At 48.3% G+C, this 25,753-nt stretch carries 25 protein-coding genes; all 25 read right to left on the reverse strand.

From position 1 onward, the window contains the following. Window positions 1-15: 15 nt before the first annotated feature. Complete coding sequence (locus HUF18_RS00975; protein ID WP_225690809.1) at window positions 16-567, reverse strand: sugar transferase; 552 nt, start codon at window positions 565-567, stop codon at window positions 16-18. After that, window positions 551-1,783 (reverse strand): glycosyltransferase family 4 protein, encoded by a 1,233-nt coding sequence (locus HUF18_RS00980; protein WP_225690810.1) that lies wholly within the window; start codon window positions 1,781-1,783, stop codon window positions 551-553. Before HUF18_RS00980 ends, HUF18_RS00975 begins: the two co-directional genes overlap by 17 nt. After that, window positions 1,783-2,652, reverse strand: a complete 870-nt coding sequence (locus HUF18_RS00985) for a UDP-3-O-(3-hydroxymyristoyl)glucosamine N-acyltransferase (protein ID WP_225690811.1) — start codon at window positions 2,650-2,652, stop codon at window positions 1,783-1,785. Before HUF18_RS00985 ends, HUF18_RS00980 begins: the two co-directional genes overlap by 1 nt. Next, complete coding sequence (locus tag HUF18_RS00990) at window positions 2,637-3,269, reverse strand: PIG-L deacetylase family protein (RefSeq protein WP_225690812.1); 633 nt, start codon at window positions 3,267-3,269, stop codon at window positions 2,637-2,639. The genes HUF18_RS00985 and HUF18_RS00990 overlap by 16 nt, the downstream gene beginning before the upstream one ends. A gap of 33 nt (window positions 3,270-3,302) precedes the next feature. Continuing rightward, window positions 3,303-4,391 (reverse strand): glycosyltransferase, encoded by a 1,089-nt coding sequence (locus tag HUF18_RS00995; RefSeq protein ID WP_225690813.1) that lies wholly within the window; start codon window positions 4,389-4,391, stop codon window positions 3,303-3,305. Window positions 4,392-4,397: 6 nt separating this feature from the next. Then, window positions 4,398-5,084, reverse strand: coding sequence for a lipid II flippase family protein (locus HUF18_RS01000; RefSeq protein WP_225690814.1), 687 nt, complete (start codon window positions 5,082-5,084; stop codon window positions 4,398-4,400). After that, window positions 5,081-6,037 carry an O-antigen ligase family protein gene (locus tag HUF18_RS01005; RefSeq protein ID WP_225690815.1) on the reverse strand — a complete coding sequence of 319 codons (957 nt, stop codon included), beginning with the start codon at window positions 6,035-6,037 and terminating at the stop codon, window positions 5,081-5,083. The genes HUF18_RS01000 and HUF18_RS01005 overlap by 4 nt, the downstream gene beginning before the upstream one ends. Window positions 6,038-6,324: 287 nt before the next feature. Beyond that, complete coding sequence (locus HUF18_RS01010; protein WP_255605516.1) at window positions 6,325-7,410, reverse strand: DegT/DnrJ/EryC1/StrS family aminotransferase; 1,086 nt, start codon at window positions 7,408-7,410, stop codon at window positions 6,325-6,327. Between the two features lie 166 nt (window positions 7,411-7,576). Continuing rightward, window positions 7,577-8,158: an acyltransferase gene (wbpD, locus tag HUF18_RS01015; RefSeq protein WP_225690816.1), complete on the reverse strand. Its 582-nt coding sequence runs from the start codon at window positions 8,156-8,158 to the stop codon at window positions 7,577-7,579. Beyond that, complete coding sequence (locus HUF18_RS01020) at window positions 8,155-9,111, reverse strand: Gfo/Idh/MocA family oxidoreductase (RefSeq protein ID WP_225690817.1); 957 nt, start codon at window positions 9,109-9,111, stop codon at window positions 8,155-8,157. The genes wbpD and HUF18_RS01020 overlap by 4 nt, the downstream gene beginning before the upstream one ends. Before the next feature lie 17 nt (window positions 9,112-9,128). Further along, window positions 9,129-10,427 carry a Vi polysaccharide biosynthesis UDP-N-acetylglucosamine C-6 dehydrogenase TviB gene (gene tviB, locus HUF18_RS01025; protein ID WP_225690818.1) on the reverse strand — a complete coding sequence of 433 codons (1,299 nt, stop codon included), beginning with the start codon at window positions 10,425-10,427 and terminating at the stop codon, window positions 9,129-9,131. A gap of 145 nt (window positions 10,428-10,572) precedes the next feature. Next, window positions 10,573-11,739, reverse strand: coding sequence for a nucleotide sugar dehydrogenase (locus HUF18_RS01030; protein WP_225690819.1), 1,167 nt, complete (start codon window positions 11,737-11,739; stop codon window positions 10,573-10,575). A 124-nt stretch (window positions 11,740-11,863) separates the two neighbouring features. Next, window positions 11,864-12,751 carry a UTP--glucose-1-phosphate uridylyltransferase GalU gene (galU, locus tag HUF18_RS01035; RefSeq protein ID WP_225690821.1) on the reverse strand — a complete coding sequence of 296 codons (888 nt, stop codon included), beginning with the start codon at window positions 12,749-12,751 and terminating at the stop codon, window positions 11,864-11,866. A gap of 175 nt (window positions 12,752-12,926) precedes the next feature. Continuing rightward, window positions 12,927-13,421, reverse strand: coding sequence for a transcription/translation regulatory transformer protein RfaH (gene rfaH / locus HUF18_RS01040; protein ID WP_225690967.1), 495 nt, complete (start codon window positions 13,419-13,421; stop codon window positions 12,927-12,929). A 15-nt stretch (window positions 13,422-13,436) separates the two neighbouring features. After that, window positions 13,437-14,174 carry an orotidine-5'-phosphate decarboxylase gene (pyrF, locus tag HUF18_RS01045; protein WP_225690823.1) on the reverse strand — a complete coding sequence of 246 codons (738 nt, stop codon included), beginning with the start codon at window positions 14,172-14,174 and terminating at the stop codon, window positions 13,437-13,439. Further along, on the reverse strand, window positions 14,171-15,349 hold the full coding sequence (locus tag HUF18_RS01050; protein ID WP_225690825.1) for a hypothetical protein: 1,179 nt from the start codon (window positions 15,347-15,349) through the stop codon (window positions 14,171-14,173). Before HUF18_RS01050 ends, pyrF begins: the two co-directional genes overlap by 4 nt. 6 nt (window positions 15,350-15,355) lie before the next feature. After that, window positions 15,356-15,637 carry a lipopolysaccharide assembly protein LapA domain-containing protein gene (locus HUF18_RS01055; RefSeq protein ID WP_225690827.1) on the reverse strand — a complete coding sequence of 94 codons (282 nt, stop codon included), beginning with the start codon at window positions 15,635-15,637 and terminating at the stop codon, window positions 15,356-15,358. A 26-nt stretch (window positions 15,638-15,663) separates the two neighbouring features. Further along, window positions 15,664-15,957 carry an integration host factor subunit beta gene (ihfB, locus tag HUF18_RS01060; RefSeq protein ID WP_145470233.1) on the reverse strand — a complete coding sequence of 98 codons (294 nt, stop codon included), beginning with the start codon at window positions 15,955-15,957 and terminating at the stop codon, window positions 15,664-15,666. A 417-nt stretch (window positions 15,958-16,374) separates the two neighbouring features. Continuing rightward, the gene (gene rpsA / locus HUF18_RS01065) at window positions 16,375-18,057 is read right to left on the reverse strand and encodes a 30S ribosomal protein S1 (protein ID WP_145470562.1); all 1,683 of its coding nucleotides are present in this window, start codon (window positions 18,055-18,057) and stop codon (window positions 16,375-16,377) included. A gap of 168 nt (window positions 18,058-18,225) precedes the next feature. Then, window positions 18,226-18,909 carry a (d)CMP kinase gene (gene cmk / locus HUF18_RS01070; RefSeq protein WP_225690829.1) on the reverse strand — a complete coding sequence of 228 codons (684 nt, stop codon included), beginning with the start codon at window positions 18,907-18,909 and terminating at the stop codon, window positions 18,226-18,228. A 10-nt stretch (window positions 18,910-18,919) separates the two neighbouring features. Beyond that, on the reverse strand, window positions 18,920-21,169 hold the full coding sequence (locus HUF18_RS01075) for a bifunctional prephenate dehydrogenase/3-phosphoshikimate 1-carboxyvinyltransferase (RefSeq protein ID WP_225690831.1): 2,250 nt from the start codon (window positions 21,167-21,169) through the stop codon (window positions 18,920-18,922). Continuing rightward, a complete protein-coding gene (gene hisC / locus HUF18_RS01080) occupies window positions 21,166-22,293 on the reverse strand; it encodes a histidinol-phosphate transaminase (protein ID WP_225690833.1) in 1,128 nt (375 codons plus the stop codon). Before hisC ends, HUF18_RS01075 begins: the two co-directional genes overlap by 4 nt. A 42-nt stretch (window positions 22,294-22,335) precedes the next feature. Next, window positions 22,336-23,427, reverse strand: coding sequence for a prephenate dehydratase (gene pheA / locus HUF18_RS01085; RefSeq protein WP_225690834.1), 1,092 nt, complete (start codon window positions 23,425-23,427; stop codon window positions 22,336-22,338). 52 nt (window positions 23,428-23,479) lie between these two features. Then, window positions 23,480-24,562 carry a 3-phosphoserine/phosphohydroxythreonine transaminase gene (gene serC, locus HUF18_RS01090; RefSeq protein WP_225690835.1) on the reverse strand — a complete coding sequence of 361 codons (1,083 nt, stop codon included), beginning with the start codon at window positions 24,560-24,562 and terminating at the stop codon, window positions 23,480-23,482. Between the two features lie 101 nt (window positions 24,563-24,663). Further along, entirely contained in the window at window positions 24,664-25,749 is a 1,086-nt protein-coding gene (locus tag HUF18_RS01095; protein WP_225690836.1) for a Wzz/FepE/Etk N-terminal domain-containing protein, read from the reverse strand. Window positions 25,750-25,753 lie beyond the last annotated feature (4 nt).

Consider the following 25,753-nt stretch of genomic DNA (forward strand, 5'->3'; position numbering starts at 1 on the left):
GCTGCAGGGTGGGAATTATCCTTTCACTCTGTCACCAGAACCTTTACCGGTAACTGTCTGAAGAATATAGCGAAAGTAGTTGGCAACAGACATTTCTGCAATCATCTTTGCATCGGTCTCTGCCAACAACTTCGGCGTAGACATATCAATCTCATTTACCTGCGCCAATCCGGTAATACCCGGCCGGACTGCATACACACCCAGCGCATCACGTTCGGCAATTAATTCATCCTGATTAAACAAGTTCGGGCGCGGGCCAACCAGACTCATTTCACCTTTCAGCACATTCCAAAGTTGTGGCAGCTCATCCAGCTTGGTTTTACGTAAAAAACCACCCATGCGGGTAATAGATGCTGTAGATGCAAGATGACTGGCTACCGACGCAGTATCAACGGCCATAGTCCTGAACTTCACCAGCGTAAAGGGCTTTTTATAACGCCCAACCCGTTCCTGTTTAAACAATGGCGAGCCAGTATCAAACATTCCCAGAACATAAATAACGAATAATACCGGAGAGCCAAATAACAGTCCCAATAGAGCAAGGGTAAAATCAAACACTCTTAACATATTTATCTACTTTATCAACAAGTTTTAAAGCTAAATTATCATAAAGATGATTTTCAATAATATATTTTTGTGCGTTTTTCTTCATAAGACTATACTCTTCGGTGCTTAGTGAAGTTAGTTTTATAATTGCTCTATAAAATTCTTGCAAGTCACTCGACGTAACTTGCTCACCACACCCTGCATCCCTGACCGGGTGATACCCAACAGTATCGATATAGTAAAGAACAGGCACACCAGAATAAATATACTCGTATAGTTTATTAGGAGAAACACCATAACGATACAACGGCGAGGGCTTAGCACCCACACACAAAACATCCATCATAGACTGGACTTTATAAACATCTGCCTTGGTAACAGCATCCATGAAAATAACATTAGTGATATTGTTATCTTCGCAATATGAAATCAGTGAACTCTGTTCCTTTCCACTACCCACAATTAAAAATACATACTCAGGCTTATCTATAAACAAACGTGCAACCTGAAGTAATGTAATAATAGAGTTAGCTTCCCCCAGAGTCCCAGTATAACCAATAACTTTTTTATTATTACATTGAATTGGAAGTTTAATATTTGAATTTGTCAGACTAAACTCTACACCCTTAATATCGACACCATTTGAGATCCACAGAAAATTATCAACATTCAAGCCAAGTTCATTAAAACGAACCTCCAAATTAGCAAGATTAGAAGTCACAACATCAGCATTTCTATAGCTAAACGACTCCACCCAACCAAGAAAGCGAACAAATAAATTTCTACGCGATATACCGCCTATCTCAATCAGTGTTTCGGGCCAAACATCTCGAACATCAAAGACGGTTTTAGATTTAAACAACTTAGAAAGCAAGCAAACACCTAAAAAAGGAATCGGTGAAGGCGATGAAAAGTGAATTTGCTTAGGTCGAGCCTTCAACAAGCGCAGAAAAGGCATATACAAAGCAAACAAAAACCAATTAATCACACGTATTGGGCTGTTTGCTCGAGTGTAAGGCAGGGTTTTTAGCCAAAGAACATCTAGACCATCATAATTCGAAAAATGCCACAAACCATTGAATACAGGTTTTTGCCTCAATAAATGGTGATTTGAACTGGTTACTAAAAGTACTTTCTCACCATGCTCTTGCAGCACCTTAGAAAAATAATAGTAACGCCCACCAAATCCCTCTACTGGAGTAGAAGCATATTGATTAATGAAAAGATAATCTGCCATTACAAATCTCTTATTTTCTTAGCGGGATTACCTGCATAAACGGATTTAGCAGAAACATCCTTTGTAACAACCGCCCCAAGACCCACAATTGAATCATCACCAATTACAATTTTTTGATGAGTACAGCTATTCGGTGCAATCCAAGAATTTCGACCAACTTCAACACCACCACTTATCTCAGCACAAGCGATAACAAAAGCACCATTTCTTACTAAACAATTGTGCGCAATATGAACAAGATTATCAATTTTTACATTATCTTCAATAACTGTATCCGATAAAGTTCCGCGAGCAACTGCTGTGCATGAACCTATCTCTACATCATCACCAATCACAACACCACCAAGATGAGGAAATCTCAACGGCGTACCATCCTGTAAACGTTCAAACCCAAAACCATCACCTCCGATAGATGAGCAAGAACGTATCCGGCTATTTTCTCCAATACGTGTACCAGCATGTAACACAACATTATGCTCAATAATTGTGTTAGCACCGACAAAACAACCATCTTCAACAACTACGTTTTGGCCGATTTTAGCTGTAGGATGAATAACAGAAGGTGAATCCCATGTTGAAAACCCTATCTCACTCACTAAAAAATTGAGAGCTTTGATAAACGTCAACCGAGGATTATCTGAAAACAAAACACCTGAAAATTCAATATCCAGTGATGAATCCGAGATTCTTGTGATAAGTGCAATCCCAGCGGCACCTTGTGCAGCCTGCTTTAAAAAGGTTAAATCAGACTCAAGTGCAGTATTAAATGACGATACACCTTCAATTTTAATATCCACCCCCTTCCATTCACACTCCAACTTGGCAGCAAGAACGGAAAGCATTATCGGTGCATTTAATTTATAACCCATCTCACCACCTCAAAACTTTCGGCATACTCCGCACCGATTTGAACACCACGGGTTTTTGCCAGAGCAAAAATAAAGTCTCTACTCATGTAATCTCGACCAGACTGAGAAGTGTAGCACTGCAATGCGGAATACTTCGCCTCAATATGTCTAGACTCAAGCTTAATAAAAGATGTAGTATCAAAGCTTAGGTTATTCCAGATCAATTCATAACCTAAAATCGTAGTCCCTTTAAAAGCACGAAGCCCTTCCTGAGCAATGGTAGTATGATCCTGGTGAATATCCTTAAGCGAAGGCATCAACACCAAGTCAAAATTACTACTCTTACGAATTCTAACTAAATCCTCTAAAATCTCCTGACGAGCATAATTTAATTTACGAACCTGATAATTTAAAATAACTAAATTATTTTCAGACATACCAAGCTTACCGGTCGCACTACGAACTTCAGTCTTCAGAATATCTCTAGGCAAATGGTCTGGAACTGATTCTTCAGCAGTAGAAAAAGCCACATAGGTTACTTTAGCCCCCTGCTCAATTAGTTTTGAGATAAAACCACCGGCACCCAACTCTCCATCATCAGTATGAGGAGCAAGCACTAACACGTTAGAAAAATTCATATTATTTATTTCCAAACTACATATATCAAAAATCTACACAATGAGATTTTCATAAATCTTCAACATTTTCTGGACACAAGCATCCCATGAATAATTTTTAGCTACATGCTTCTGGCCTGCAAAACCCATACGGTGGCGCAGAACAGCATCCAACACTAGCTCTTCTAAAGCGGCCGCAGCCGCCTGGGGGTTTTCCCTAGGGACCACAAAACCCGTTTCACCATTAATGGTTACTTCTGGAAGGCCACCCGCATCAGATACAACCACCGGGCGACCTGCCGCACCGGCTTCAATAATAGCTACACCAAAGCTTTCAATACGACTTAATGCAACGTAGATATCGAGCCTTGCCAGCTCCTTAGGAACTTCATTATGCGAAACACGGCCAACAAAATTGACACTATCAGCAACTCCTAAACGCTGACTCAGTGCCTGCAACTCAGTTGTTTGATCTCCACCGCCTACCAATCGCAGTTCTAGTTCTGGCGTATCTAATTTTGGCTTGGTCTTTAACGAGTTCCGCAATAATGCATAGGCTTCAATCAGTGTATCCACACCATATGTAGGCTTCATAGTCTTAACTGTACCAATCACCAATTTAGGCTTTTGCTCAGCCGACACTGGCTTGATGTCCCCATAAGCACTAAGTTCAACACCAAAGGGCGTGATAGCGATATCAGTAAGTTCTGGAGTTAAGGTTCGGGTTTCATCAGCCATACAATAACTGGTAGAAGCAACCCGGTCTGCACCCCGTAGGTTTTTCTTGACCAGCCATTTGTGTAAGGATGATTTATGCGGGAAGTCATAGACGTCACTCCCCCAAACTGACAGCACCCACGGGCGATAACCGACTAGCCGAGCCGTGGTGCCATAGCCACTGGCATAATGGGCATTAACAATATCAGGGTTAATTTCACGTAGCAGCTTACGTACTGCTGGGACCATGGTGAAGTAACCCAAGACACCACGATTGCGAAATAGATGTAGCTTTACTGCTGAGCTGAAAGGGTCAACGACCGGATGTTGAGAGATGACATGAACTTCATGGCCAGCTTCGGCAAAGCCATTAGCCCAGCGGACGGTGTGGATAGAACTGGCACCAGACAATAGGACAATACGCATAAAAACTCAAATAAACAGAAATACAAAGTGAGAAACAATAGCAACACCGATAAATCTCCCTATCATAATATAATATATTGTATTTATCGAATCTTGATCTTTAGTGTCAATTCGCCTTGCTAAGGCAGGCTCCACTATAAATGTCAACAAAACTGTAGCAAAACCATTAATAACACCTGATAACTGACTAATAGTAACCCTATATTCATAAAATTGCAGAGCATAATAAAATGAGGCGAACACACCTATTGAATATACACAAAATACGACACATGACAAAAAGACTATTTTCTTATTATTAAGAAAACCACAAAAAGAAAATTTCCTGTATGCCGTATCAAAGACAACAGGAGCACCAAGGCGCCGCTCAAAAAACTTGACAATACCACCTCTAAAAAAATACGCGACAGCATAAAAAAAACCCGCACTTAAAAGACTTAAGTGAACAAGCTCTTTGTACAAATCCAGACGAATATTACTATCAACAACAATCCCCAACAAAGGCATCAACCCTATATAGAAAAACCTTGTCACAACAAAACACATCTGCTGATATGAATACCCCAAAAGAATAGACGAGGTCCTCAAACCTGCAACTCTAGCGTAGTAGCTAGAAAACTCGAAGAAATGAATCCCTGCAAATGCAACTGGAATAGCATAAAATAGAAACTCAAATTTGAAATAAGGATTCATACCCTACACCTATCAAATCCAATCATAAAACCAATAAATGCCCAAGCAGGATAACTTAGTGCCAAATTATTTTGCAACAGCGTAACTTCAAAGTTCTGAACCAGCAAAATATAAAGAAACACAGACAGAGAACCTTTAAAACCCAGAACATTCTGAATTTTTAGAATTGAATTAAAAATAGAAAAAATAATCAACAGAAGGAAAAATATACCGACAAAACCAACTTGAATAAAAGTTTGAATATAAAAATTGTGCGCTGAAAGATTAACACCGACAATATCATAAACCTGCATCCCTGCCCCCCAACCCAAAAGTGGCTTATAAAATGCATACTCCATTAACAACGGCCAAATTTCATTTCTACCAGAAAGTAGATTTTTACCGGAATAATTTCTGACCAACTCATTAATCGCTACAACATCTGACGACGTAGAATCGATATTAACATAAAGATACAACAGAACAAATGAAGAAAATAAAACAATCACAAGCATCGAATAACTGACAAACTTATTTCTCAAAACTCTAACAGGCAATAGAAACACTATGAAACACAGAAAATATGCAGCAAGCGCCGTTCTAGACGAGCTAATATAGATCAAATAAATGGTTAACACAGGAAGTAAAATTTTTTGAATACAGCCTTCGTCTTTCCATCCTTGCAGAAGAACCAAACCAAACAACCCCACCCAAAGACCGAATCCATTCGGATTAAGAAGCCCCCCATCAAAATTTGAATACTGCGCAAAAACTAAAGAAATACAGAAGTAAAAAATGAACAGGAACTTTAGCAACAAAATTACATAAGGAAAATAATCATCATTTACTTTCCTTCCCAAGAAGTAAAAAACATAAAAAACCGATAAAACTGAAACTACCTGAAAACCTCTTTGCAACCCTGTAAAAACATTCAAGCCATTAAAAGAAAGAATACAATATAAAATCGAGTACAACGAAAAGCTCAGGAGCACAACCAATATAGATCTATCTATAGGAAGGAATATTGACCTTATAATAAGAAATGACACACAGGCGACCGACAACAGAATTAGTATAATTTTAAAAGAGTACGAAATATAAGCCTGCTGACTCCCATTATTAACAATAAATATCAACAAAGAGAAAAGAAATAAAAAATAGAAGCCAACCAATGAACGTTTAAACAATCAGATCACCATAGAATACATAAACCCATAAATAACAATATTGTATATTATAAGAAATACTAAAATACAAGATCCTAAATATTAACTAAGAAGCCCTTTACTATCCGATCAACATCAATGCTTTTCATGTACGGGTACATAGGCAGACTCATTACCTGATCAGCCACCTCGTCGCCTACTGGTAATAATGCCTCGACATTCGCTACAGCCGGTTGTTTGTTAAGTGGAATGGGGTAATGCACAGCGGTAGGTATGCCCTGCTCGTTTAGCCTCTTTTGTATATGTTCGCGGTTTTTAACTCGAATTGTGTATTGCGCCCATGCACTAATGTTATGTTCTGCGATATACGGAGTCGTGGTTATGCCGGCTGCGTTTAACTGTTGTGTGTAAGCTTGCGCTATTTTATTACGCAGCTTGATTTCTTCCGACAGTATTTCCAGTTTCGGTAACAAAATGGCGGCTTGCAATGTATCTAAACGGCTGTTTACCCCTACACGGATATGGTGATAGCGTCGATTCTGCCCGTGGCGAGCGATCTGACGCAGCACAACAGACAGCTCGTCATCATTAGTGAAGAGAGCACCACCATCGCCATAGCATCCCAGAGGCTTGCTAGGAAAGAAGCTTGTACAGGCCACCGTGCTTAAATTACCGGATCTTTTGCCTTTGTAGCTTGCACCAAAGCTTTGGGCTGCGTCTTCGATTACGGGAATACCGTGTTTGTTTGCAATAGCGTTGATGGCATCGAAGTCGGCACACTGGCCGTACAGGCTTACTGGGATAATGGCTTTGGTTTTTGTAGTAATGGCCGCTTCTAGCTTGGTTGGGTCAAGGTTGTAAGTTTTAGGGCAAACGTCTACATACACGGGTTTCGCGCCCAGCAGGGCGACCGTTTCTGCAGTGGCTATGTAGGTAAATCCGGGGGTAATTACCTCATCGCCAGGGCCAATACCAAAAGCCATTTGGGCAATTTGCAGAGCGTCAGTGCCGTTCGCAACTGTAATGCAGTGTTTAGCACCAGTGAAAGCGGCAAGTCTTTCTTCCAGCTCGGTCACTTCGGGGCCGAGGATGTATTGGCCGTGGGCCAGCACTTTTTGAATATTAGCGTTGATCTTATCTTTTATGCGGGCTTGTTGAGCGGCAAGGTCGATGAACTGCATGATTATTATCGCGACAGAAATGTCGCTCCTACAGAAAGTGGTTATTGCGGCAGTAATGCCGCACATACAAGATTATGATCGCGACAATAATGTCGCTCCTACAGTGTTCAATCGCGGCAAGAAGACCGCGGATGTAAAAATCACTATCGCGCCAGTAATGTCGCTTCTACATTTCAACTTTTGTTAGTTGGGTGCCGTTGAGCGTGTATTTTGCGCCAGTGTGCGGACAAGTTACTTCCGCGTTACCATGTAATGGTAAATCCAACTGTTCGCCGAATTCACTCATCCAGCCTTTTTGCTTGGCAGGCACGCCTACCATTAGGGCATAAGCGGGTACGTCTTTGTTAACAACGGCACCCGCTCCAACAAAGGCGTATTCGCCAATGGTAACGCCGCATACAATGGTGCAGTTGGCGCCGAGGGTGGCGCCTTTTTTTACCAGTGTGTCGCGGTATTGGTCTTTGCGTTCGATGAGTGAGCGTGGGTTATATACATTGGTGAACACCATGCTGGGGCCACAGAATACCCCCTCTTCCAGGTGCACGTTATCGTATACCGATACGTTGTTCTGAACTTTGCAGTGGTCGCCAATGGTTACTTTGTTGCCGACAAATACGTTTTGGCCCAGCGATACGCCTTTGCCAATTTTTGCGCCGCCGCACACATGCACGAAGTGCCATACACGGCTGCCTTCACCAATTTGGGCACCATCGTCTACGATGGCGCTTTCATGTTTGTAGTAGCTCATGCTTGTGCGCCTTTTACCTTCGCCAACAATGGGTGGGCATTGGCAGGGTTGTTTACGATTGGGGCATTACGCATTTTCGCCACAGTTTCAATGGCAGCACGGTTGTCTTCTACGCCATAGCCCTGGCCGGCCAGAATACGCTGGTAGCTTTGGGTGTGCAGGTCGGTAAAGCCGCCAGAGAACTCCAGCTCTTCCCCTTCAATATCAATGCTACGGTAGGTAAGTTTTTCACCCTGAACGGCATTATCGGGCAGGTGGTTGGCATCAATCGACAAGAACCAGCGCACATTAGCACGCTCGTAGCGCAGGAACCCGCAGGATGTTTTTTCATCGCGGTAATGCACTTCGTTATGCAAAATTTTACCGAAGATGAAATGCAACATGTCGTAAAAGTGCACACCAATGTTAGTGGCCACACCACCAGACTTTTCGTCAAAGCCTTTCCAGCTTTTTAAGTACCACTTACCCCGCGAGGTTAAATAGGTAAGGTTTACATCAAAGACTTTATCAGCAGGAGCTGCCGCTACCTTGTCGCGCAGGGCAATAATAGACGGATGCAGGCGCAACTGAAGAATGGAGTTTACTTTGGCCTCGTATTGCTGCTCGTAGCGCTTCAAGGTATCCAGATCTTCGGTATGCAGTACCAGCGGTTTTTCACAAATAACGTCAATACCATTTTGCAGGGCAAACTTCATGTGTGGTAGGTGCAGATAGTTTGGTGAACAAACGGCTACATAATCCAGTTTTTCACCTTTCTGCTTCAGATCTTCTACAAAGCCTGAAAACTGTTCAAATTCAGTAAAGAATTCAGCTTCTGGGAAGTGGCTATCCATAATTCCAACTGAATCGTTAATATCCATAGCTACAACCAGATCGTTACCGGTTTCTTTAATCGCTTTAAGATGGCGTGGTGCGATATAACCTGCGGCACCAATAAGGGCAAATTTTTTCATATTTTTACTATCCGAAATTACAGGCGGAATACGGTGAAGCCAGCAGCGGCTACATCATCACGCTTGTACAGGCTTTTCACATCAGCCAGTACTGGTTTGTCGGTGCGAACAAAACTACGCAGCTGTTCTGAGGTTAACTCACGGAACTCATGGTGGCCAACCGCCACCACCAGGCTGTCTACCGGATTATTTTCGTCAATAGTACCTAGCTCTACACCGTATTCGTGTCTAACTTCTTCAGCATCGGCCCATGGGTCTGCCACTATTACTTCAGCCCCCCACGCTTGAAATTCTTTAATTAAATCAGCTACTTTGCTGTTGCGGATATCCGGGCAGTTTTCTTTGAAGGTAATACCCAAAACGCCCACCTTCGCACGGGGTACGTCAATGCCGTTTTTCAACATGTGCTTAATTGTATTACGAGCAACGTAGCGGGCCATATTGTCATTAATACGACGCCCAGCAAGAATAACCTGCGGGTGATAACCTACTTCTTCCGCTTTGTGCGTTAAGTAGTAAGGATCTACACCAATGCAGTGACCACCAACCAAGCCCGGACGGAAAGGCAAGAAATTCCACTTACTGCCTGCAGCTTCCAGAACATCCACTGTATCAATACCAATACGATCAAAAATAACGGACAGCTCGTTTACCAAGGCGATGTTGAGATCGCGCTGGGTGTTTTCAATTACTTTGGCAGCCTCGGCTACTTTAATGTTGGCAGCCTTATGGGTACCGGCGGTAATGATACTGGCGTATAAGCTATCGACCACGGTAGCAATTTCTGAAGTGCTGCCGCTGGTGATTTTTTTTATTTTGGTCAGAGTGTTTACCTTATCACCCGGGTTAATACGCTCCGGGCTGTAACCGGCAAAGAAATCGACGTTAAACTTCAGACCAGAGATTTTTTCCAGTACAGGCACACAGACTTCTTCTGTCGCACCGGGATATACGGTGGATTCATAAATAACAATGTCGCCTTTCTTCAGCGCCATACCTACAGTGTGGCTGGCTTTCTGTAACGGTGTTAAATCCGGGCGATTCACCTGGTCTACCGGGGTTGGTACGGTAACAATGAAGATGGTACAGCTTTTTAAATCTTCGATGTTGCAGCTGTAACTGAGTTGTTTGGCTGCTGCCAGGTTTTCTGGCTCGATTTCTAAGGTTGAATCTTTACCTGCTTGGAGTTCTGCTATGCGGGCCTGATTAATATCAAATCCCAGCACTTCACGGTGCTTACCGAATTCTACGGCCAGTGGCAGGCCAACATACCCTAAGCCGATGATGGCGATTTTGGCGTTTTCGTGTGACAGCATTCAGGATTCCTTGCTGAAATGTTTATTTATGAGTTTTAGGACCCGCCAATACTGAGTATCTGAGAGGGTAGCCCTTACAAATTATCGCGACAAAAATGTCGCTCCTACGCAATTTACGTCATCGTAGCGATGAGCCGTACCTGCTTTAATCACTACCAAACAAATCACGGGTGTAGACTTTGCTTGCTACATCTTCCAGCTCGGCGGATGGCCGGTTGGCGACAATCACATCTGCAGTCTTTTTAAATTCTTCAAGGTTATTGATCACCCGCGAGTGGAAGAATTCTTCTTCTTCCAGTACCGGCTCGTACACCACCACTTCGATACCCTTGGCTTTAATACGCTTCATTACGCCCTGAATGGCCGAGGCACGGAAGTTGTCCGAGCCGGTTTTCATGACCAGACGATAAATGCCAACCACTTTCGGATTACGGCGCAGAATCGAGTCGGCAACAAAGTCTTTACGGGTGGTATTGGAGTCTACAATGGCACGGATAATGTTATTGGGTACATCATCAAAGTTGGCCAGCAGCTGTTTGGTATCTTTCGGCAGGCAGTAACCACCGTATCCAAAGGATGGGTTGTTGTAGTGGTTGCCAATACGCGGGTCGAGTCCTACCCCCTGAATAATCTGTTTGGCATCCAGGCCATGGGTTTCGGCATAGGTGTCGAGCTCGTTGAAGTAAGCAACCCGTAATGCCAGGTAAGTGTTGGAGAACAGTTTTACTGCTTCGGCTTCGGTACTGTCGGTAAACAATACCGGAATATCCTGCTTAACCGCTCCTTGCTTCAGCAAGCCTGCAAAGGTTTCTGCGCGCTTGCTTTGCTCACCAACAATAATCCGTGACGGGTACAGGTTATCGTACAGAGCTTTTCCTTCACGCAGGAATTCCGGCGAGAAAATCAGGTTGTCACAGCCAAACTCTTCTTTCAGTCGCTTGGTATAACCTACAGGGATGGTGGACTTAATCACCATTATCGCAGCAGGGTTGATCGCCATAACATCTTTAATAACCGATTCAACGCTTTTGGTGTTGAAGTAGTTGGTTTGCGGGTCGTAATCGGTTGGCGTAGCAATAATTACGAACTCAGCACCTGCGTAGGCTTCTTCTTTGTTCAGTGTTGCACGGAAGTTGAGTTGTTTGTTCTGCAGAAAATCTTCGATCTCAGCATCGACTATGGGAGATTGCTTGTTGTTAAGCAACTCGACTTTTTCGGCAATAATATCAACTGCAACCACTTCGTTGTGTTGTGCCAGTAACATGGCATTGGAAAGACCGACGTAACCAGTACCGGCGATGGCGATTTTCATATTGGTTCCTTGCTTAACACCCGCTGATTGCGACAAAGATGTCGCGCCTACCGTGGGTGGTGCTAATTATTCGTATATTTATTTGCTTGCTGGTGCAGGCTTTCTGTAATTTTTTTGCGACAGATTACAGGCTTTTAATCCACTCACTGAAGGCCTTGCCTTCTGTTTCATGACGCATGCTGTATTCAACAAAGGCTTTCATATAGCCCAGCTTGCCGCCACAATCATGGGATTTACCGGTCATGTAGAACGCATTAACAACATCCTGCTTCATCAGGGTAAAAATCGCATCGGTCAGCTGGATTTCATCCCCGGCACCAGGAGCTGTGTGCTCAAGAATTTCCCATATACTAGCTGGTAATACATAACGGCCAACAACAGCAAGATTGGATGGCGCTTCTTTAATTGCTGGTTTTTCAACAATGGTTGAAATCGGGGCGCTTTCACCGGGTTTGAGTTCGGCCCCTGAAATATCCACGATGCCGTATTTGTCCACGTCCTGCTGAGCAACCGCTTCTACCAGAATCTGGCTGGCGCCGGTTGTTTCGTACTCGCGGATCATGGCGGCGAGATTTTCCTGCTCCAGATCGGCACTGGCGTCATCAATCAGCACGTCTGGTAACACCACAGCAAATGGAGCATCGCCAACCAGTGGCTTGGCACAGAGTACGGCATGGCCAAGGCCTTTAGCCTGTCCCTGGCGAATATGCATAATGGTTACCCCTTTCGGAGTAATAGAACGGACTTCGTCCAGCAACTGGCGCTTAACCCGGGCTTCCAGTGCCGATTCCAGTTCAAAGGAGGTATCAAAGTGGTTTTCAATCGCATTCTTTGAAGAGTGTGTTACCAGGACAATCTCAGTAATACCCGCTGATGCACATTCATTAACGACATATTGAATCAGCGGCTTATCAGCCAGTGTCAGCATTTCTTTGGGAATGGCTTTGCTGGCAGGGAGCATGCGGGTGCCAAGACCAGCAACGGGGATTACAGCTTTAGTGACCTTTGTCATAATAAATCGGGATAACCCACTCCTGGTTTAAATAAATAGTGCCAGACGATTCAGCGTGCCGGATCAGCAGGAAAAGCTTATCCCGCCAGCATTCAGACACGCTGCCGCCCGAGGGTTATTCGCGAATAGTCCCTGATATCGCATCATTGCTCTTAATTTTCATTCGGCCAATTTTTCAGGCCTGCAGCAGTTCGCTCAATTCCACAAGCAATTCGCTCTGCTGCCCCAGCAGAGAAAGTAAAATAACGGCTCTCTCTGCACCATCATATTCCTGAAAGATGGCTTCATAATGCTTAAAAGGCCCGCTCTGCAGCGTGACTTTTTGGCCCTCTTTATACAGGGCGTCATTTTCGTTGCAAAGACTGCGTCGCTGCAAGTCATTAACCAGTAAAGTGCTGACAACCGCTGGCTGTGTGCCGAAATACAATAAGCCCCGCGCGCCAAGCGTGGAGCGGATCTTACTCAACAACGGATCAGCAGGGCCAGATTGTAAAAAGAGATACCCGGGAAACAAAGGCTCAGCGCGAAGTGTGCGTTTACCCTTGGTAATATGCTCACGCTGGAAAAGAGGCAGAAAAGCACAGGCACCTTGCTGCTCAAGATGCTCCAGTGCACGCTGTTCCTGACGGGGCTTGGTCAGAACAACATACCATTGTGTTGATACATCCATGTTGTTCAAGAAGCCTCAGCCAAGACCTGCCAGTATCTGCTCACAAGCCAGAGCAGGATCCGCAGCCTGGGTAATTGGCCGACCGATAACCATATAGTTAACCCCGGCAAGTTGCGCCTGGCGCGGCGTCAACACCCGGCGCTGATCGCCCTGCTCCGTCCCCTCTGGACGAATACCTGGCGTGACCGTCAGGAATTCCGAACCACAGGCTGTGCGGATAATAGCAACCTCCTGCGCAGAACAGACAACACCATCGAGTCCGGATTGCTCCGTTAATTTTGCCAGTCGTTCGACCTGAACCTGGGGATCGATATCCAACCCGATATCAGCCAGGTCTGCACGCTCCATCGACGTCAGCACGGTAACGCCAATCAGCAGAGGTTTATGCGATTTTTTTTCAATCTCATTGCGGGCGGCTTCCATCATACGCCGGCCACCGGAAGCATGAACATTCACCATCCATACACCGAGTTCAGCAGCAGCACCGACGGCTTTTGCGCAGGTGTTGGGAATGTCGTGAAATTTGAGATCAAGAAACACGTCAAAACCGAGGCCGTGAAGCGATTCAACAACCGCCGGGCCCGCTGCAGTAAAGAGTTCTTTACCAACCTTAACCCGGCACTGGGCAGGATCCAGCAGGCCTGCCATAGCCAAAGCCTGCTTCTGATCGGGATAATCCAGCGCAACCACAACAGGAGAACTGACAGTACAGGAAGAGCCTGTATTTTCAGCAGAAAAAGATTGCTTATTCATAAATCGAGCTTCGCTTTTGGCAACTGCGGCACAAAAGAATTAATGGTCGACCAATCCTTACAACTAGGACAGCGCCAGTGAAATTCCTTGGCCTTAAAACCACAATTTTTACAAACGAACTTAGGCTCGTTTTCAACAATGCGGCGCAGAATATCATACACAACCAGCAACTGCGACTTGTCGAGCTGCTGCCTGTGACGCACAACCAATTCAACCAGGGCAAAAAAACCCAGATTCGATGGTTGCTCCGCCAACTCCGAGAGCAATGTCGTCATTGCCCGGCTGATGCCCTGCACTTCCACATCACACTCAGCCCGGGCGACCAAAGCTGGTACATACTGTGTTGCCTGCCACTGCCTTGCCAGATGAGCAACCAAGCCAGAACCATCATCAACCTGGCGGAAAGACTCAACCATTCTTTCCAGCACAGTAACAATTGCCTGACTATCCACATCAACAGCCTTTAAATAACAGCGAATTGCTTCCCGCGGTTCTTTCTGGCCATAAGCCATATCACCCTGAACAACAAATGCACGCGCACAGCGATTGTCTATTTTAAGCGCCTGACGACACAACTGCTGAGTTTCGAGAAAGTCGCCACGGGCAGACGCATCTTCTGCCAGCTCGCACACAGCATGGGCAATACGTTTATCCAGCGAGGCGTTGCCTGCCAGTTTTTTGTCCCGATAAAGATCAAAAATCCGCTGCCATTCACCCTCTTCTTCATACAGTTCAACCAGATAACGCGACGCCTGCTCCTGCACACGGCCACGCGCACCCAGCAATTCAACAAACAACCGCTCAGCCCGATCCAGCAAGCCGGCATAGGAGTAATCAATAGCCAGCTCCAGTTCGAGCAACATCTGCGTATTACGCGCAAGATCGGTACGGGCGAAGAGCGCCTGATGCAGATGAATTGACCGGTCAACCTCTCCTTTCTCACGTAACGAGCGGCCAAGCTTAAGAAACAGGTCGATAGCATCATCATCAAGCTGAGGAATATTTAAAAGCCGCTCAAGCGAAGCATCATTGGCTTCTGCAAGCAAAAACTCGACACTGGGAATCCAGTCAGGGGGAGAATCTTTTTTAACCTGGCGGGCAAAGCGATAACCCAGGGTCCAGCCGATGGCAACACCCAGCAGCAGCAGCACATAAACCAGTGCAGAATCCATCATAGGTGCCTACGGCAGTTTATTCAGGCGTTGTTTTGTGTCAGCAAGCTCTTTTCGTAACTGTCGTAACTGCAGCTTCTGACGGGCATTAATCACCACACCACTGACAAGTCCTGCAATTGTTCCTAATAGCAGCACAAGCCCCAACCACAGGGATACCGGTAAAGTAACGGGCGCTCCCAGCAGAAAGTTTAACTCTACCAGCAGGCTGTTTTGTGCAGCAAACGCCAGCGTATAGGCCAGTACGACAACAAAAAGTACAACACTCAGGCCTACTTTCAGCGTTTTCATAGCATCGACTCCATATGCCGGGACATTTACTCGTCTTCCGGGCTGTCATTCACCTGGTCACGCAGCTCTTTGCCGGGCTTGAAGTGAGGAACAAACTTACCCTTGAGATCGACGGTCTCACCGGTTTTGGGATTACGCCCCATACGCGGCGCACGGTAATGCAGCGAAAAACTGCCGAAACCACGAATCTCAATGCGCTCACCTGATGACAGCGTTTGCGACATATGATCCAGCAAGGTCTTAACCGCAAGCTCGACATCTTTCGATGACAACTGTGGCTGGCGGCTGACGATTTTTTCTATCAGTTCAGATTTTGTCATGTCTTTTCCCTCCTTGAGAACGAAGCATGGCAATAAACCTAGCCAAATCATGCAGTTAGCTCAACCCTTTTGCAAGTGTTGATTGTTTGTACAACAACTTTCCGCTGATCCTGACCAAAATCTGTAACAAACAACGTCAAAGCAGCCAGGCACAGGCCCCGATTGATCGGGAACAACGCTTAACGTACGCAGTACGGCCCGTAAGGTGACAGCCATGGATGGCAGCGCCGGGAGCGTTGATCAACATTGCGTAGCGATGGCCCGGGGTGGCGGCCATGTATGGCAGGCATAACATCAGCGCCGGGAGCGCTGATCAACATCGCGTAGCGATGGCCCGCAGGGTGCGGCGCCACGGACGGTGCCCATAAAAAAACCCGCCGCAGCGGGTTTTTTCAGATCAGCTTAATTCAGCAAGACTTAGTCTTTCTGGTTCAGCTGCTCTTTGATCAGGTCACCGATAGTGGTAGGACCAGTCATTTCGGCATCAGCCTTAGCACGCTGTTCTTTCAGAGCCGCTTTGTCTTCTGCACTGTCTTTTGCTTTAACAGACAGGCTGATAGCGCGGTTCTTACGGTCAACGGCAGTGATCACAGCTTCAACAGCGTCACCTTCGTTCAGCACGTTACGGGCATCTTCTACCTTGTCGCGGCTGATGTCAGAGGCTTTCAGAGTGCCTTCAACGCCAGGAGCGATTTCAACGATAGCGGCTTTAGCATCTACAGAGATCACTTTACCGGTGATCAGAGTGCCTTTGTCGTTTTCAGCAACGTACTCAGAGAACGGATCGCTTTCCAGTTGCTTAACGCCCAGAGAGATACGCTCACGCTCAGGGTCGATAGACAGGATCACAGTTTCCAGTTCGTCGCCTTTCTTGTAGTTACGAACGGCTTCTTCGCCGCTGTCGTTCCAGGAAATGTCAGACAGGTGAACCAGACCGTCGATGCCGCCATCCAGACCGATAAAGATACCGAAGTCAGTGATGGACTTGATCTTACCGGAGATCTTGTCGCCTTTATTGAACTTGGTACCGAACTCTTCCCATGGGTTCATGGTGCACTGCTTGATACCCAGGGAGATACGACGACGCTCTTCGTCGATGTCCAGAACCATAACTTCGATTTCGTCGCCAACCTGAACCACTTTGCTTGGGTGGATGTTTTTGTTGGTCCAATCCATTTCGGATACGTGAACCAGACCTTCAACACCCTCTTCCAGCTCGGCGAAACAGCCGTAGTCAGTCAGGTTAGTTACGCGTGCTTTAACACGGGCGTGCTCTGGGTAACGCTCGTTGATGTTCACCCATGGATCATCACCCAGCTGCTTCAGACCCAGAGAAACGCGGTTGCGCTCACGGTCGAACTTCAGCACTTTAACGTCGATTTCATCGCCAACAGCAACGATTTCGCTTGGGTGCTTGATGCGCTTCCACGCCATGTCAGTGATGTGCAGCAGGCCGTCAACACCGCCCAGATCTACGAAAGCACCGTAGTCGGTCAGGTTCTTAACGATACCTTTAACAGACTGACCTTCCTGCAGGTTAGCCAGCAGTTCTTCGCGTTCCTGGCTGTTAGCAGCTTCCAGAACGGCACGACGGGATACAACTACGTTGTTACGCTTGGCATCCAGCTTGATAACTTTGAATTCCAGCTCCTTGCCTTCCAGGTGCAGAGTGTCGCGTACCGGACGTACGTCAACCAGAGAACCTGGCAGGAAGGCACGGATGTTCTTCAGATCAACAGTGAAGCCACCTTTGACTTTACCATTGATGATACCCATAACCATTTCGTCAGCTTCGAAGGCTTTTTCCAGCTCAATCCAGCTTTCTGCGCGTTTCGCTTTTTCACGAGACAGGCGGGTTTCACCGAAACCATCTTCAACGGCTTCCAGGGATACCTGAGTGGTGTCGCCGATAGCAACTTCCAGCTCGCCTTTTTCATTCAGGAACTGGCTGCGTGGGATAACAGCTTCAGATTTCAGGCCAGAGTTAACGGTAACCCAATCGCTGTCGATATCGACAACAGTACCGGTAACGATGGAACCTGGCTGCATGTCCAGTTCTTTAAGGGATTCTTCAAATAATTCTGCAAAGCTTTCGCTCATGCTCATGAGTATGTACCTATCTCGTTAAGGCGCGCTTCCGTGGGGTAATTAATGGAAGACAACGCGTACCAAATGGCCAGACATTCGGGGTTAGTCAAACATAAAAACCTGTGCGTTTTCTCATTTTCCCGCCGCGGGGACAGAGCCGGCTAACGCACCGGTTTCATCTCAGATCAGTCCAGTAGTACGGACAAGATTCATTACCTGATCGCATACTTCCTCAATGCTCATTGAGGTGCTGTCGATCAGTACAGCATCTTGCGCGGGCTTCAATGGGGCGACAGAACGGTTGCTGTCACGCTCATCGCGAGCTCGGATGTCTTCGATAAGGGCGGGTAAACTAGCACTAAATCCCTTTTCAAGCAACTGCTTGTAACGGCGCTGACCACGTTCTTCGGCACTGGCGGTGAGGAATACCTTGACCGGTGCATCCGGGAAAACCACCGTGCCCATATCGCGGCCGTCGGCAATAACACCCGGTGCGGTGCGGAAATCACGCTGGCGCTGCAGTAATGCATCCCGCACCGCCGGTAACGCCGCCACCTGGGAAGCCAGACTGCCGACTTCTTCGGTGCGGATTGAATCGGTTACGTCATCCCCTTCCAGGATAACCCGCACGCCGACAGGGGTCGGTTCAAAACGCACATCCAGACTACCGGCGACCGCAGCAACCGCCGCTTCATCATCCAGTTCCAGACCTTTGCGGCTCGCGGCCAGACCGGTAATACGGTACAGCGCACCGCTGTCGAGCAACTGCCAGTTCAGCACCTGCGCCAGACGGGCACACACGGTGCCTTTACCGGCACCGGACGGGCCATCGATTGTAATTACAGGGGCGGCGGACAGGTTCATCAAAACTCCTTTATTCGGCAGCAGGCTTGCTGATCATATCCAGTTGCAGACCGGCATTATTGGCCAGGCCGACGAAATCCGGGAATGAGGTTGCTACGTTGGCGCAGTCAAGAACGATGATCGGCTCGGCGGCACGCAAGGAAGCAATGGCAAAACTCATGGCGATACGGTGATCGTGATGAGTAACAATTTCGCCACCACCAAAACGGCCGATTGCTCCCATACCCTGAATGATTGCGCCGTCTTCGGTGCCTTTGGCATCCACACCCAAAGTAATCAGACCATCGACCATGGCCTGAATACGGTCACTTTCTTTTACCCGCAATTCTTCTGCACCGGTAAGAACGGTTTCACCTTCGGCACAGGCGGCGGCAATAAACAGCGCCGGGAATTCATCGATGGCCAGCGGCACCTGATCTTCCGGAATATGAATACCTTTTAACTGTGCGCTGCGGATACGGATATCCGCCACCGGCTCACCGCCCACTTCGCGCTCGTTCAGCACCTCAATATTGCCGCCCATGGCGCGCAGAATATTGATTACACCGATACGGGTCGGGTTAATGCCCACGTGCTCAAGCGTGATATCGGAACCTTCGGCAATGCTCGCGGCGACCATAAAGAAGGCTGCCGATGAGATATCCGCCGGCACGTCAATGCTGGTTGCGGTCAGTTTGCCGCCGGACTGCAGCGTTACCGTGCTGCCATCAACCTTTACGTCATAACCAAAGCCTTTCAGCATACGCTCGGTATGATCGCGGGTTGGCGCAGGCTCAGTCACCGAGGTTTCGCCTTCAGCGTACAGACCGGCCAGCAGCACACAGCTTTTTACCTGGGCACTGGCCATCGGCAGATCGTAGTGAATGCCTTTCAGTTTACCGGCACCGAATACTTTGATTGGCGGACGACCGGCTTCGGCGGTTTCCACCACTGCACCCATCAGCTTCAGTGGATCAGCTACACGGCCCATCGGACGCTTGGACAGCGACTCATCGCCACTCATTTCCACATCAAAATTCTGACCGGCCATTAAGCCTGCAAGCAGACGCATTGAGGTACCTGAATTACCCAGATACAGCGCATTCGGTGGAGGCTGCAGACCGTGCAGACCAACACCATGAATGGTTACCCGGCCACGGTGCGGACCTTCGATCACCACGCCCATATCACGGAATGCCTGCAGCGTTGCCAGGCTGTCTTCCCCTTCAAGGAAGCCACTGACTTCGGTCGTGCCTTCCGCCAGCGAGCCCAGCATGATGGAACGGTGGGAAATGGATTTATCTCCGGGAACACGGAAACTGCCGCTCAGCGAACCGGCAGGTGATGCGATATAGGTAACAGATGCGGTTTTCATAGGTTCAACGTAGGCCCTGCGGGCGAGTATTTTAGAAAAATGGTCGCGCGCCACTTTAGCACGGGTCAGCACCCCCATCACCGTGGTGGTGTCTTCCTGCTCGATCGCGCTGCGTAAAAAATTCAGATCGTGCTGAAACAGGTCCAGCGTTTTCAGAATCTGCTCTTTATTGGCGGAAAAAATATCACGCCACATCACCGGGCTGCTGGCAGCGATGCGGGTAAAATCGCGAAAGCCGCCGGCGGCATAGTTAAAGATTTCTTTGTTTTCGTGGCTGTTGGCCAGGGTATCGACCAGCGAATAGGCCAGCAGATGCGGCAGATGACTGGTCGCCGCCAGCACTTCATCGTGATGACTGACCGCCATATCCTCAACATCCGCGCCCACCGCCTGCCAGGCGGCACGCACCAGACGCAAAGCCGCCTGATCGGTATGCGGTTGCGGAGTGATAATGACTTTATGGCGAACATACAGATGTTCATCGGCGGCGCTCACCCCGCTGCGCTCGGAGCCTGCAATCGGATGGCCCAGCACAAAGCGACCGAAATCAGCGCCAAACACGGCTTCAACATCACCGGCCACCGAGCCTTTCACCGAGCCAACGTCGGTCAGCACAGTAGCGTCACCGATGGCCGCTGCAATATCCTGCAGCACCTGACGCACGGCCAGAATCGGCACCGAAATAATCACCAGATCCGCGGCGCGCACCACCTCGGTGATATCGCTGCTGAATTCATCAATCAGGCCGACATCCAGCGCCTGCTGCATCGAATCCAGATTGCGGTCGAAACCGGCAACCTGACCGACACAGCCGCGCACGCGCAAGCCTTTCACCCAGGAACAGCCGATCAGACCGAGGCCAATAACGGCAACCCGGGGAATAAACAACGTCGCTTTTCTGCTCAAGACAACACCGCGGTCAAAGCATTGATAAAGGTGGCATTTTCGGCCTGGGTTCCAATAGAAACGCGCAGATATTGCGGCATCTCGTAGTTAGCCACCGGGCGCACAATCACCCCTTTTGCCAGCAGTTGGTTGTACACATCCATCGCGCCCATACCCTCCGGCACACGGAAGGCAATAAAGTTACCAACCGATGGAATATAACTCAGACCCAGCACATCAAACGCTGCGGTCAGCTGCTGCATACCGGCCTTATTCGCCGCCACACTCTGTGCCACATAATCGTCATCGGACAACGCCGCCGCTGCGGCAGCCAGCGCAAACGAATCAACGTTAAACGGCGGACGTACACGGTTGAGCAAATCGGCAATCTGCGGACTGGAAATGCCATACCCCACGCGCAGAGACGCCAGACCATAGGCCTTGGAGAAGGTACGGGTAACAACCAGATTCGGATAACGGCTCAGCAGCTGAATACCATCGGGGTATTCGGCTTCATCAACGTATTCAAAATAGGCTTCGTCGAGCAGCACCAGCACGCGCTCCGGCACCTTATCGAGGAAGGCGGTCAGCTCGTCTTTTGCCAGCCAGGTGCCGGTCGGGTTATTCGGATTGGTAATAAATACGATGCGGGTTTTATCGCCGATCAGCGCCAGCATGGCGTCGAGGTCGTGGCCGAAATCTTTCGCCGGTGCCGCCAGAGTACGGGCACCGACCATGCGCGCGACCAGCTCATAAATGGCAAAGGCGTGCTGTGACACCACGATCTCATCGTCGTCATTCACAAAGACACGGGTAATGAAATCGAGAATATCGCTGGAGCCGTTACCCAGAGTAATCTGCTCTGGCGCAACCTGATAAGCATCGTTGCTCAGTTTATTGCACAGGGCTTTTTTCAGCTCAAAACCGGCACCATCGGGGTAACGGGTCAGATCCGCCAGTTCCGCCTGAATGGCCGCCAGCGCTTTCGGGCTTGGGCCCATTGGGTTTTCGTTACTGGCGAGCTTAACAATGTCGGCTTCTTTCAGGCCGAGCTCGCGCGCCAGTTCATCAATAGGTTTACCCGGCTGATAGGGCATCAGGCCACGAACGCCTTCCACTGCCAGCTGCTGAAAATCGACTGCCATAGTGCCTGCCTTACAATGCGTTAATAGGGAAGAAAAGCCGGCTTACAGCACGGCTTTCGGATAGGAGCCCAGCCATTTGAAATCCAGCGCGACGTGGCGCAGATCATCAATTAACGGCGCAATGCTTGCGTCGTGGCGGTGACCTTCGAAATCGATAAAAAATACGTAATTCCAGGTACCGCTGCGCGCCGGACGGGTTTCAATCCGGGTCAGGCTGATACCAGCCTTATGAAACGGTTCCAGTACCTGATACAGCGCACCAGGCTGGTTGCGGCTGGATACCAGTACCGAGGTTTTATCATCACCGCTCGGCGTGGTTGCCTGACGGCCAATAATCAGGAAACGCGTGGTGTTATCCGGACGGTCTTCAATATTGGCCGCCTGAATCCGGAGCTGATACAACTCCGCCGCCGCTTCACTGGCGATGGCCGCCGCATTGGCTTCTTTGCTGGCGCGACGTGCCGCTTCGGCATTAGAGCTGACGGCAATGCGCTCAACATTAGGATAATTCTGATCCAGCCAGCGGCGGCACTGCCCCAGTGACTGGGCGTGGGAATAAATACGCTCTACCGGCCCTGCATCGGCTTTCACCAGCAGGTGATGATGAATGCGCAGCGTTACTTCGCCACAGATCTGCAGATTGGAGTCGAAAAAACTGTCGAGGGTATGGGTTACCACGCCCTCAGTGGAGTTCTCAACCGGCACCACACCGTAGTTAGCGGCGCCGCTTTCCACTTCGCGGAATACATCGGCAATCGACACCTGACCGCGGCACTGCACCGCATGACCAAAATGTTTCACCGCCGCCTGCTGGGTGAAGGTACCTTCCGGCCCTAAATAGGCCACCTGCAGCGGCTCTTCCAGTGCCAGACACTGCGACATGATTTCGCGGAACAGTCGCGCCATAGCCTCATCCGGCAACGGCCCCTGATTACGCTCCATCACTTTACGCAGCACCTGAGCTTCACGCTCAGGCCGGTAAAACACCACAAGCTCGCCGGGCGATGCGTACTTCTGCTTAACCTCTGCCACCTGCTGGGCGCATTGGGCGCGCTGGTTAATCAGATCCTGAATCTGCTGATCCAGTGAATCAATCTGCTGACGCAGCTGATCCAGCTCTTGTGCTTCGCTCATAGTGTTCTGCCGTTTTCTGTCTGTTTAGCCATGATCTGCAAGCCAGCGTCACTTAACCGTGACGCTTGGCGAAATCACCCATAAAGCCGATCAGGGCATCAACCGCCTGCTCCGATACCGCGTTATAAATAGAGGCGCGCATACCGCCGACACTGCGGTGACCGGCCAGATTCAGCAGACCAGCCGCTTCACTTTCCGCCAGGAAGGTTTTATCCAGCGCAGCATCGGCCAGGGTGAAGGGTACGTTCATGATGGAGCGGTTATTTTTGACCACAGGGTTGGCGTAGAAGCCGCTGTTATCGATGTAATCATACAGCTTGGCTGCTTTGCGGTTATTCACCACACTAATAGCCTCAACACCGCCCTGAGCTTTCAGCCACTGGAACACCAGACCAGCCAGATACCAGCTGTAAGTCGGAGGGGTGTTGTACATAGAATCGTTATCCGCACACACCTTGTAATCAAACATGGTTGGCGTGCCCGGCAGAGTGTCACCCAGCAGATCTTCACGTACGATCACCACACACAGACCGGCAGGGCCAATGTTTTTTTGGGCACCGGCGTAAATCAGACCGAATTTCGATACATCAATCGGCTCGGACAAAATAGCAGACGAGTAATCCGCTACCAGTACTTTGTCACCGACGTCCGGAATGTAATCGAATTTAACGCCACCAATGGTTTCGTTCGGGCAGTAATGAACATAAGCTGCATCAGAGCTCAGATTCAGTTCGTGCTGAGCCGGAACGGAGGTGAAATTATTGCCTTCGGTGGTCGCGGCAATGTGTACATCAGCGTAGCGTTTGGCTTCGCCAACGGCTTTTTTCGACCACTGACCGGTAACAATATAGTCGGCCTTTTTACCGCCACGCAGCAGGTTCATCGGCACCATGCTGAACTGACTGTGCGCCCCGCCCTGCATAAACAAAACTTTGTAATTCGCAGGAATGGCCATCAGATCACGCAAATCCTGCTCGGCCTGTGCTGCCACACCAACAAACTCTTTGCTGCGGTGGCTCATTTCCATGATCGACAGGCCCTTGCCATGCCAGTCCGCAATTTCCTCACGGGCACGTTCCAGAACCGCCATTGGCAATGCCGCAGGCCCCGCACAGAAGTTATATGCTCGACTCATTTTGCTTTGAACTCACTGATAACAAAAAGGCGCGGCTTTGTTAAAGCCGCACCGGAAAAAGAACACTCAGAGTTTTCGTTACCCTACCATCAGCGGGATGATCAGCATCCCTGCAAGGCGGCGCGACGACCTCTCTCAGAATTTCTGCGGCGAGCCTGAGCCGCCGCCAATAAAGCAAACACAACGCCTGCCATACCACCCGCAACACCCGCCAAGGCAACAATCATTACCTTACGTGGTTTAACCGGTTTTAACGGCAATACAGCCGACTGATCCAGCTGTACAAAGCGGACTTTATCCCAGCTGACCTCTGCCCTTTTCAGATTCTGAATTTTCCAGTTCAACTCTGGCAATCCGCTGATATAGGCATCCTCACCATGTTCAGCACGGCTGCGGATCTGCGACAGTTCAGAATTAATAACCGTTTGCCCCATCATAAACAATGGCGGCTGAGAGCCCAGCAAAGCGTTATTATTACCTGAATAAAACGGCATTTTTTGCTTAATAGAAGCGGAAATAGAAGAGGCTTCTTCCAGCATAAGCATGCGCTGATTTTTCTGAGCCAGATACTTTGTGCGTAAGCCATCCGCCTCAAGTTCCAGGGCTTCAAGCCTGGCATCTCTGGTCAGTTCAAGCGTATTGCGTACCTCGTCGAGATAACGTTGCAGAATAAAATCACTGTAACGATTCAACAGCTGCGTCGCCCACTGAGGATCGCTTAATTCAAACTGAATCCGCAGCCATACATCCGTCTCTTTCGCTCCCGGATCAGCATAGGTAAAACGCTCAGAAAACAATACAAAGTTTTGCTCTTCTGTCAGTTTTTCCTCGTAAATCAATGCTGATAACTCAGCATTATTTTCAGCAAGCAGCTGATTATAAAAAGCTCGTTTACTATTACCGGAGCGCGCAAGCGCCCTCACTTCTTTAAAAGCCTTTTCGCGACTTAAAGAAAAAATCCCCTGTAGTCGCGGCTGATTAAGTGGCAGTAAATCGACATCAGACACCTCTTTGTACACTACCTCGGTCTGATAAACCGGCGTGGTTGCATACGCATAAACCAACGCCAGACAAAAAGACAGTAGGACGGTGCCAACCAGCCAATACCGTTTCTCTTTAATGTCATCGACCAAGTCAAACAGATCTATTTCGTCACTGCTAACACTATATGCGGAATCCATGCCCATTGAA

The sequence above is a fragment of the Thalassolituus sp. ST750PaO-4 genome (assembly GCF_020320405.1).
GTDB lineage: Bacteria > Pseudomonadota > Gammaproteobacteria > Pseudomonadales > Oceanobacteraceae > Venatoribacter > Venatoribacter alkanivorans.

Coding starts and splice junctions, on each gene's coding strand:
- HUF18_RS00975 (WP_225690809.1), bottom strand. CDS start 567: ATGTTAAGAGTGTTTGATTTTACCCTTGCTCTATTGGGACTGTTATTT.
- rfaH (WP_225690967.1), bottom strand. CDS start 13,421: ATGGATGTATCAACACAATGGTATGTTGTTCTGACCAAGCCCCGTCAG.
- HUF18_RS00990 (WP_225690812.1), bottom strand. CDS start 3,269: ATGAATTTTTCTAACGTGTTAGTGCTTGCTCCTCATACTGATGATGGA.
- HUF18_RS01020 (WP_225690817.1), bottom strand. CDS start 9,111: ATGAAAAAATTTGCCCTTATTGGTGCCGCAGGTTATATCGCACCACGC.
- HUF18_RS01030 (WP_225690819.1), bottom strand. CDS start 11,739: ATGAAAATCGCCATCGCCGGTACTGGTTACGTCGGTCTTTCCAATGCC.
- HUF18_RS01095 (WP_225690836.1), bottom strand. CDS start 25,749: ATGGGCATGGATTCCGCATATAGTGTTAGCAGTGACGAAATAGATCTG.
- ihfB (WP_145470233.1), bottom strand. CDS start 15,957: ATGACAAAATCTGAACTGATAGAAAAAATCGTCAGCCGCCAGCCACAG.
- HUF18_RS01050 (WP_225690825.1), bottom strand. CDS start 15,349: ATGATGGATTCTGCACTGGTTTATGTGCTGCTGCTGCTGGGTGTTGCC.
- HUF18_RS01000 (WP_225690814.1), bottom strand. CDS start 5,084: ATGAATCCTTATTTCAAATTTGAGTTTCTATTTTATGCTATTCCAGTT.
- wbpD (WP_225690816.1), bottom strand. CDS start 8,158: ATGAGCTACTACAAACATGAAAGCGCCATCGTAGACGATGGTGCCCAA.
- pyrF (WP_225690823.1), bottom strand. CDS start 14,174: ATGAATAAGCAATCTTTTTCTGCTGAAAATACAGGCTCTTCCTGTACT.
- hisC (WP_225690833.1), bottom strand. CDS start 22,293: ATGGCAGTCGATTTTCAGCAGCTGGCAGTGGAAGGCGTTCGTGGCCTG.
- rpsA (WP_145470562.1), bottom strand. CDS start 18,057: ATGAGCGAAAGCTTTGCAGAATTATTTGAAGAATCCCTTAAAGAACTG.
- tviB (WP_225690818.1), bottom strand. CDS start 10,427: ATGCTGTCACACGAAAACGCCAAAATCGCCATCATCGGCTTAGGGTAT.
- pheA (WP_225690834.1), bottom strand. CDS start 23,427: ATGAGCGAAGCACAAGAGCTGGATCAGCTGCGTCAGCAGATTGATTCA.
- galU (WP_225690821.1), bottom strand. CDS start 12,751: ATGACAAAGGTCACTAAAGCTGTAATCCCCGTTGCTGGTCTTGGCACC.
- cmk (WP_225690829.1), bottom strand. CDS start 18,909: ATGAACCTGTCCGCCGCCCCTGTAATTACAATCGATGGCCCGTCCGGT.
- HUF18_RS00980 (WP_225690810.1), bottom strand. CDS start 1,783: ATGGCAGATTATCTTTTCATTAATCAATATGCTTCTACTCCAGTAGAG.
- serC (WP_225690835.1), bottom strand. CDS start 24,562: ATGAGTCGAGCATATAACTTCTGTGCGGGGCCTGCGGCATTGCCAATG.
- HUF18_RS01010 (WP_255605516.1), bottom strand. CDS start 7,410: ATGCAGTTCATCGACCTTGCCGCTCAACAAGCCCGCATAAAAGATAAG.
- HUF18_RS00985 (WP_225690811.1), bottom strand. CDS start 2,652: ATGGGTTATAAATTAAATGCACCGATAATGCTTTCCGTTCTTGCTGCC.
- HUF18_RS00995 (WP_225690813.1), bottom strand. CDS start 4,391: ATGCGTATTGTCCTATTGTCTGGTGCCAGTTCTATCCACACCGTCCGC.
- HUF18_RS01055 (WP_225690827.1), bottom strand. CDS start 15,637: ATGAAAACGCTGAAAGTAGGCCTGAGTGTTGTACTTTTTGTTGTCGTA.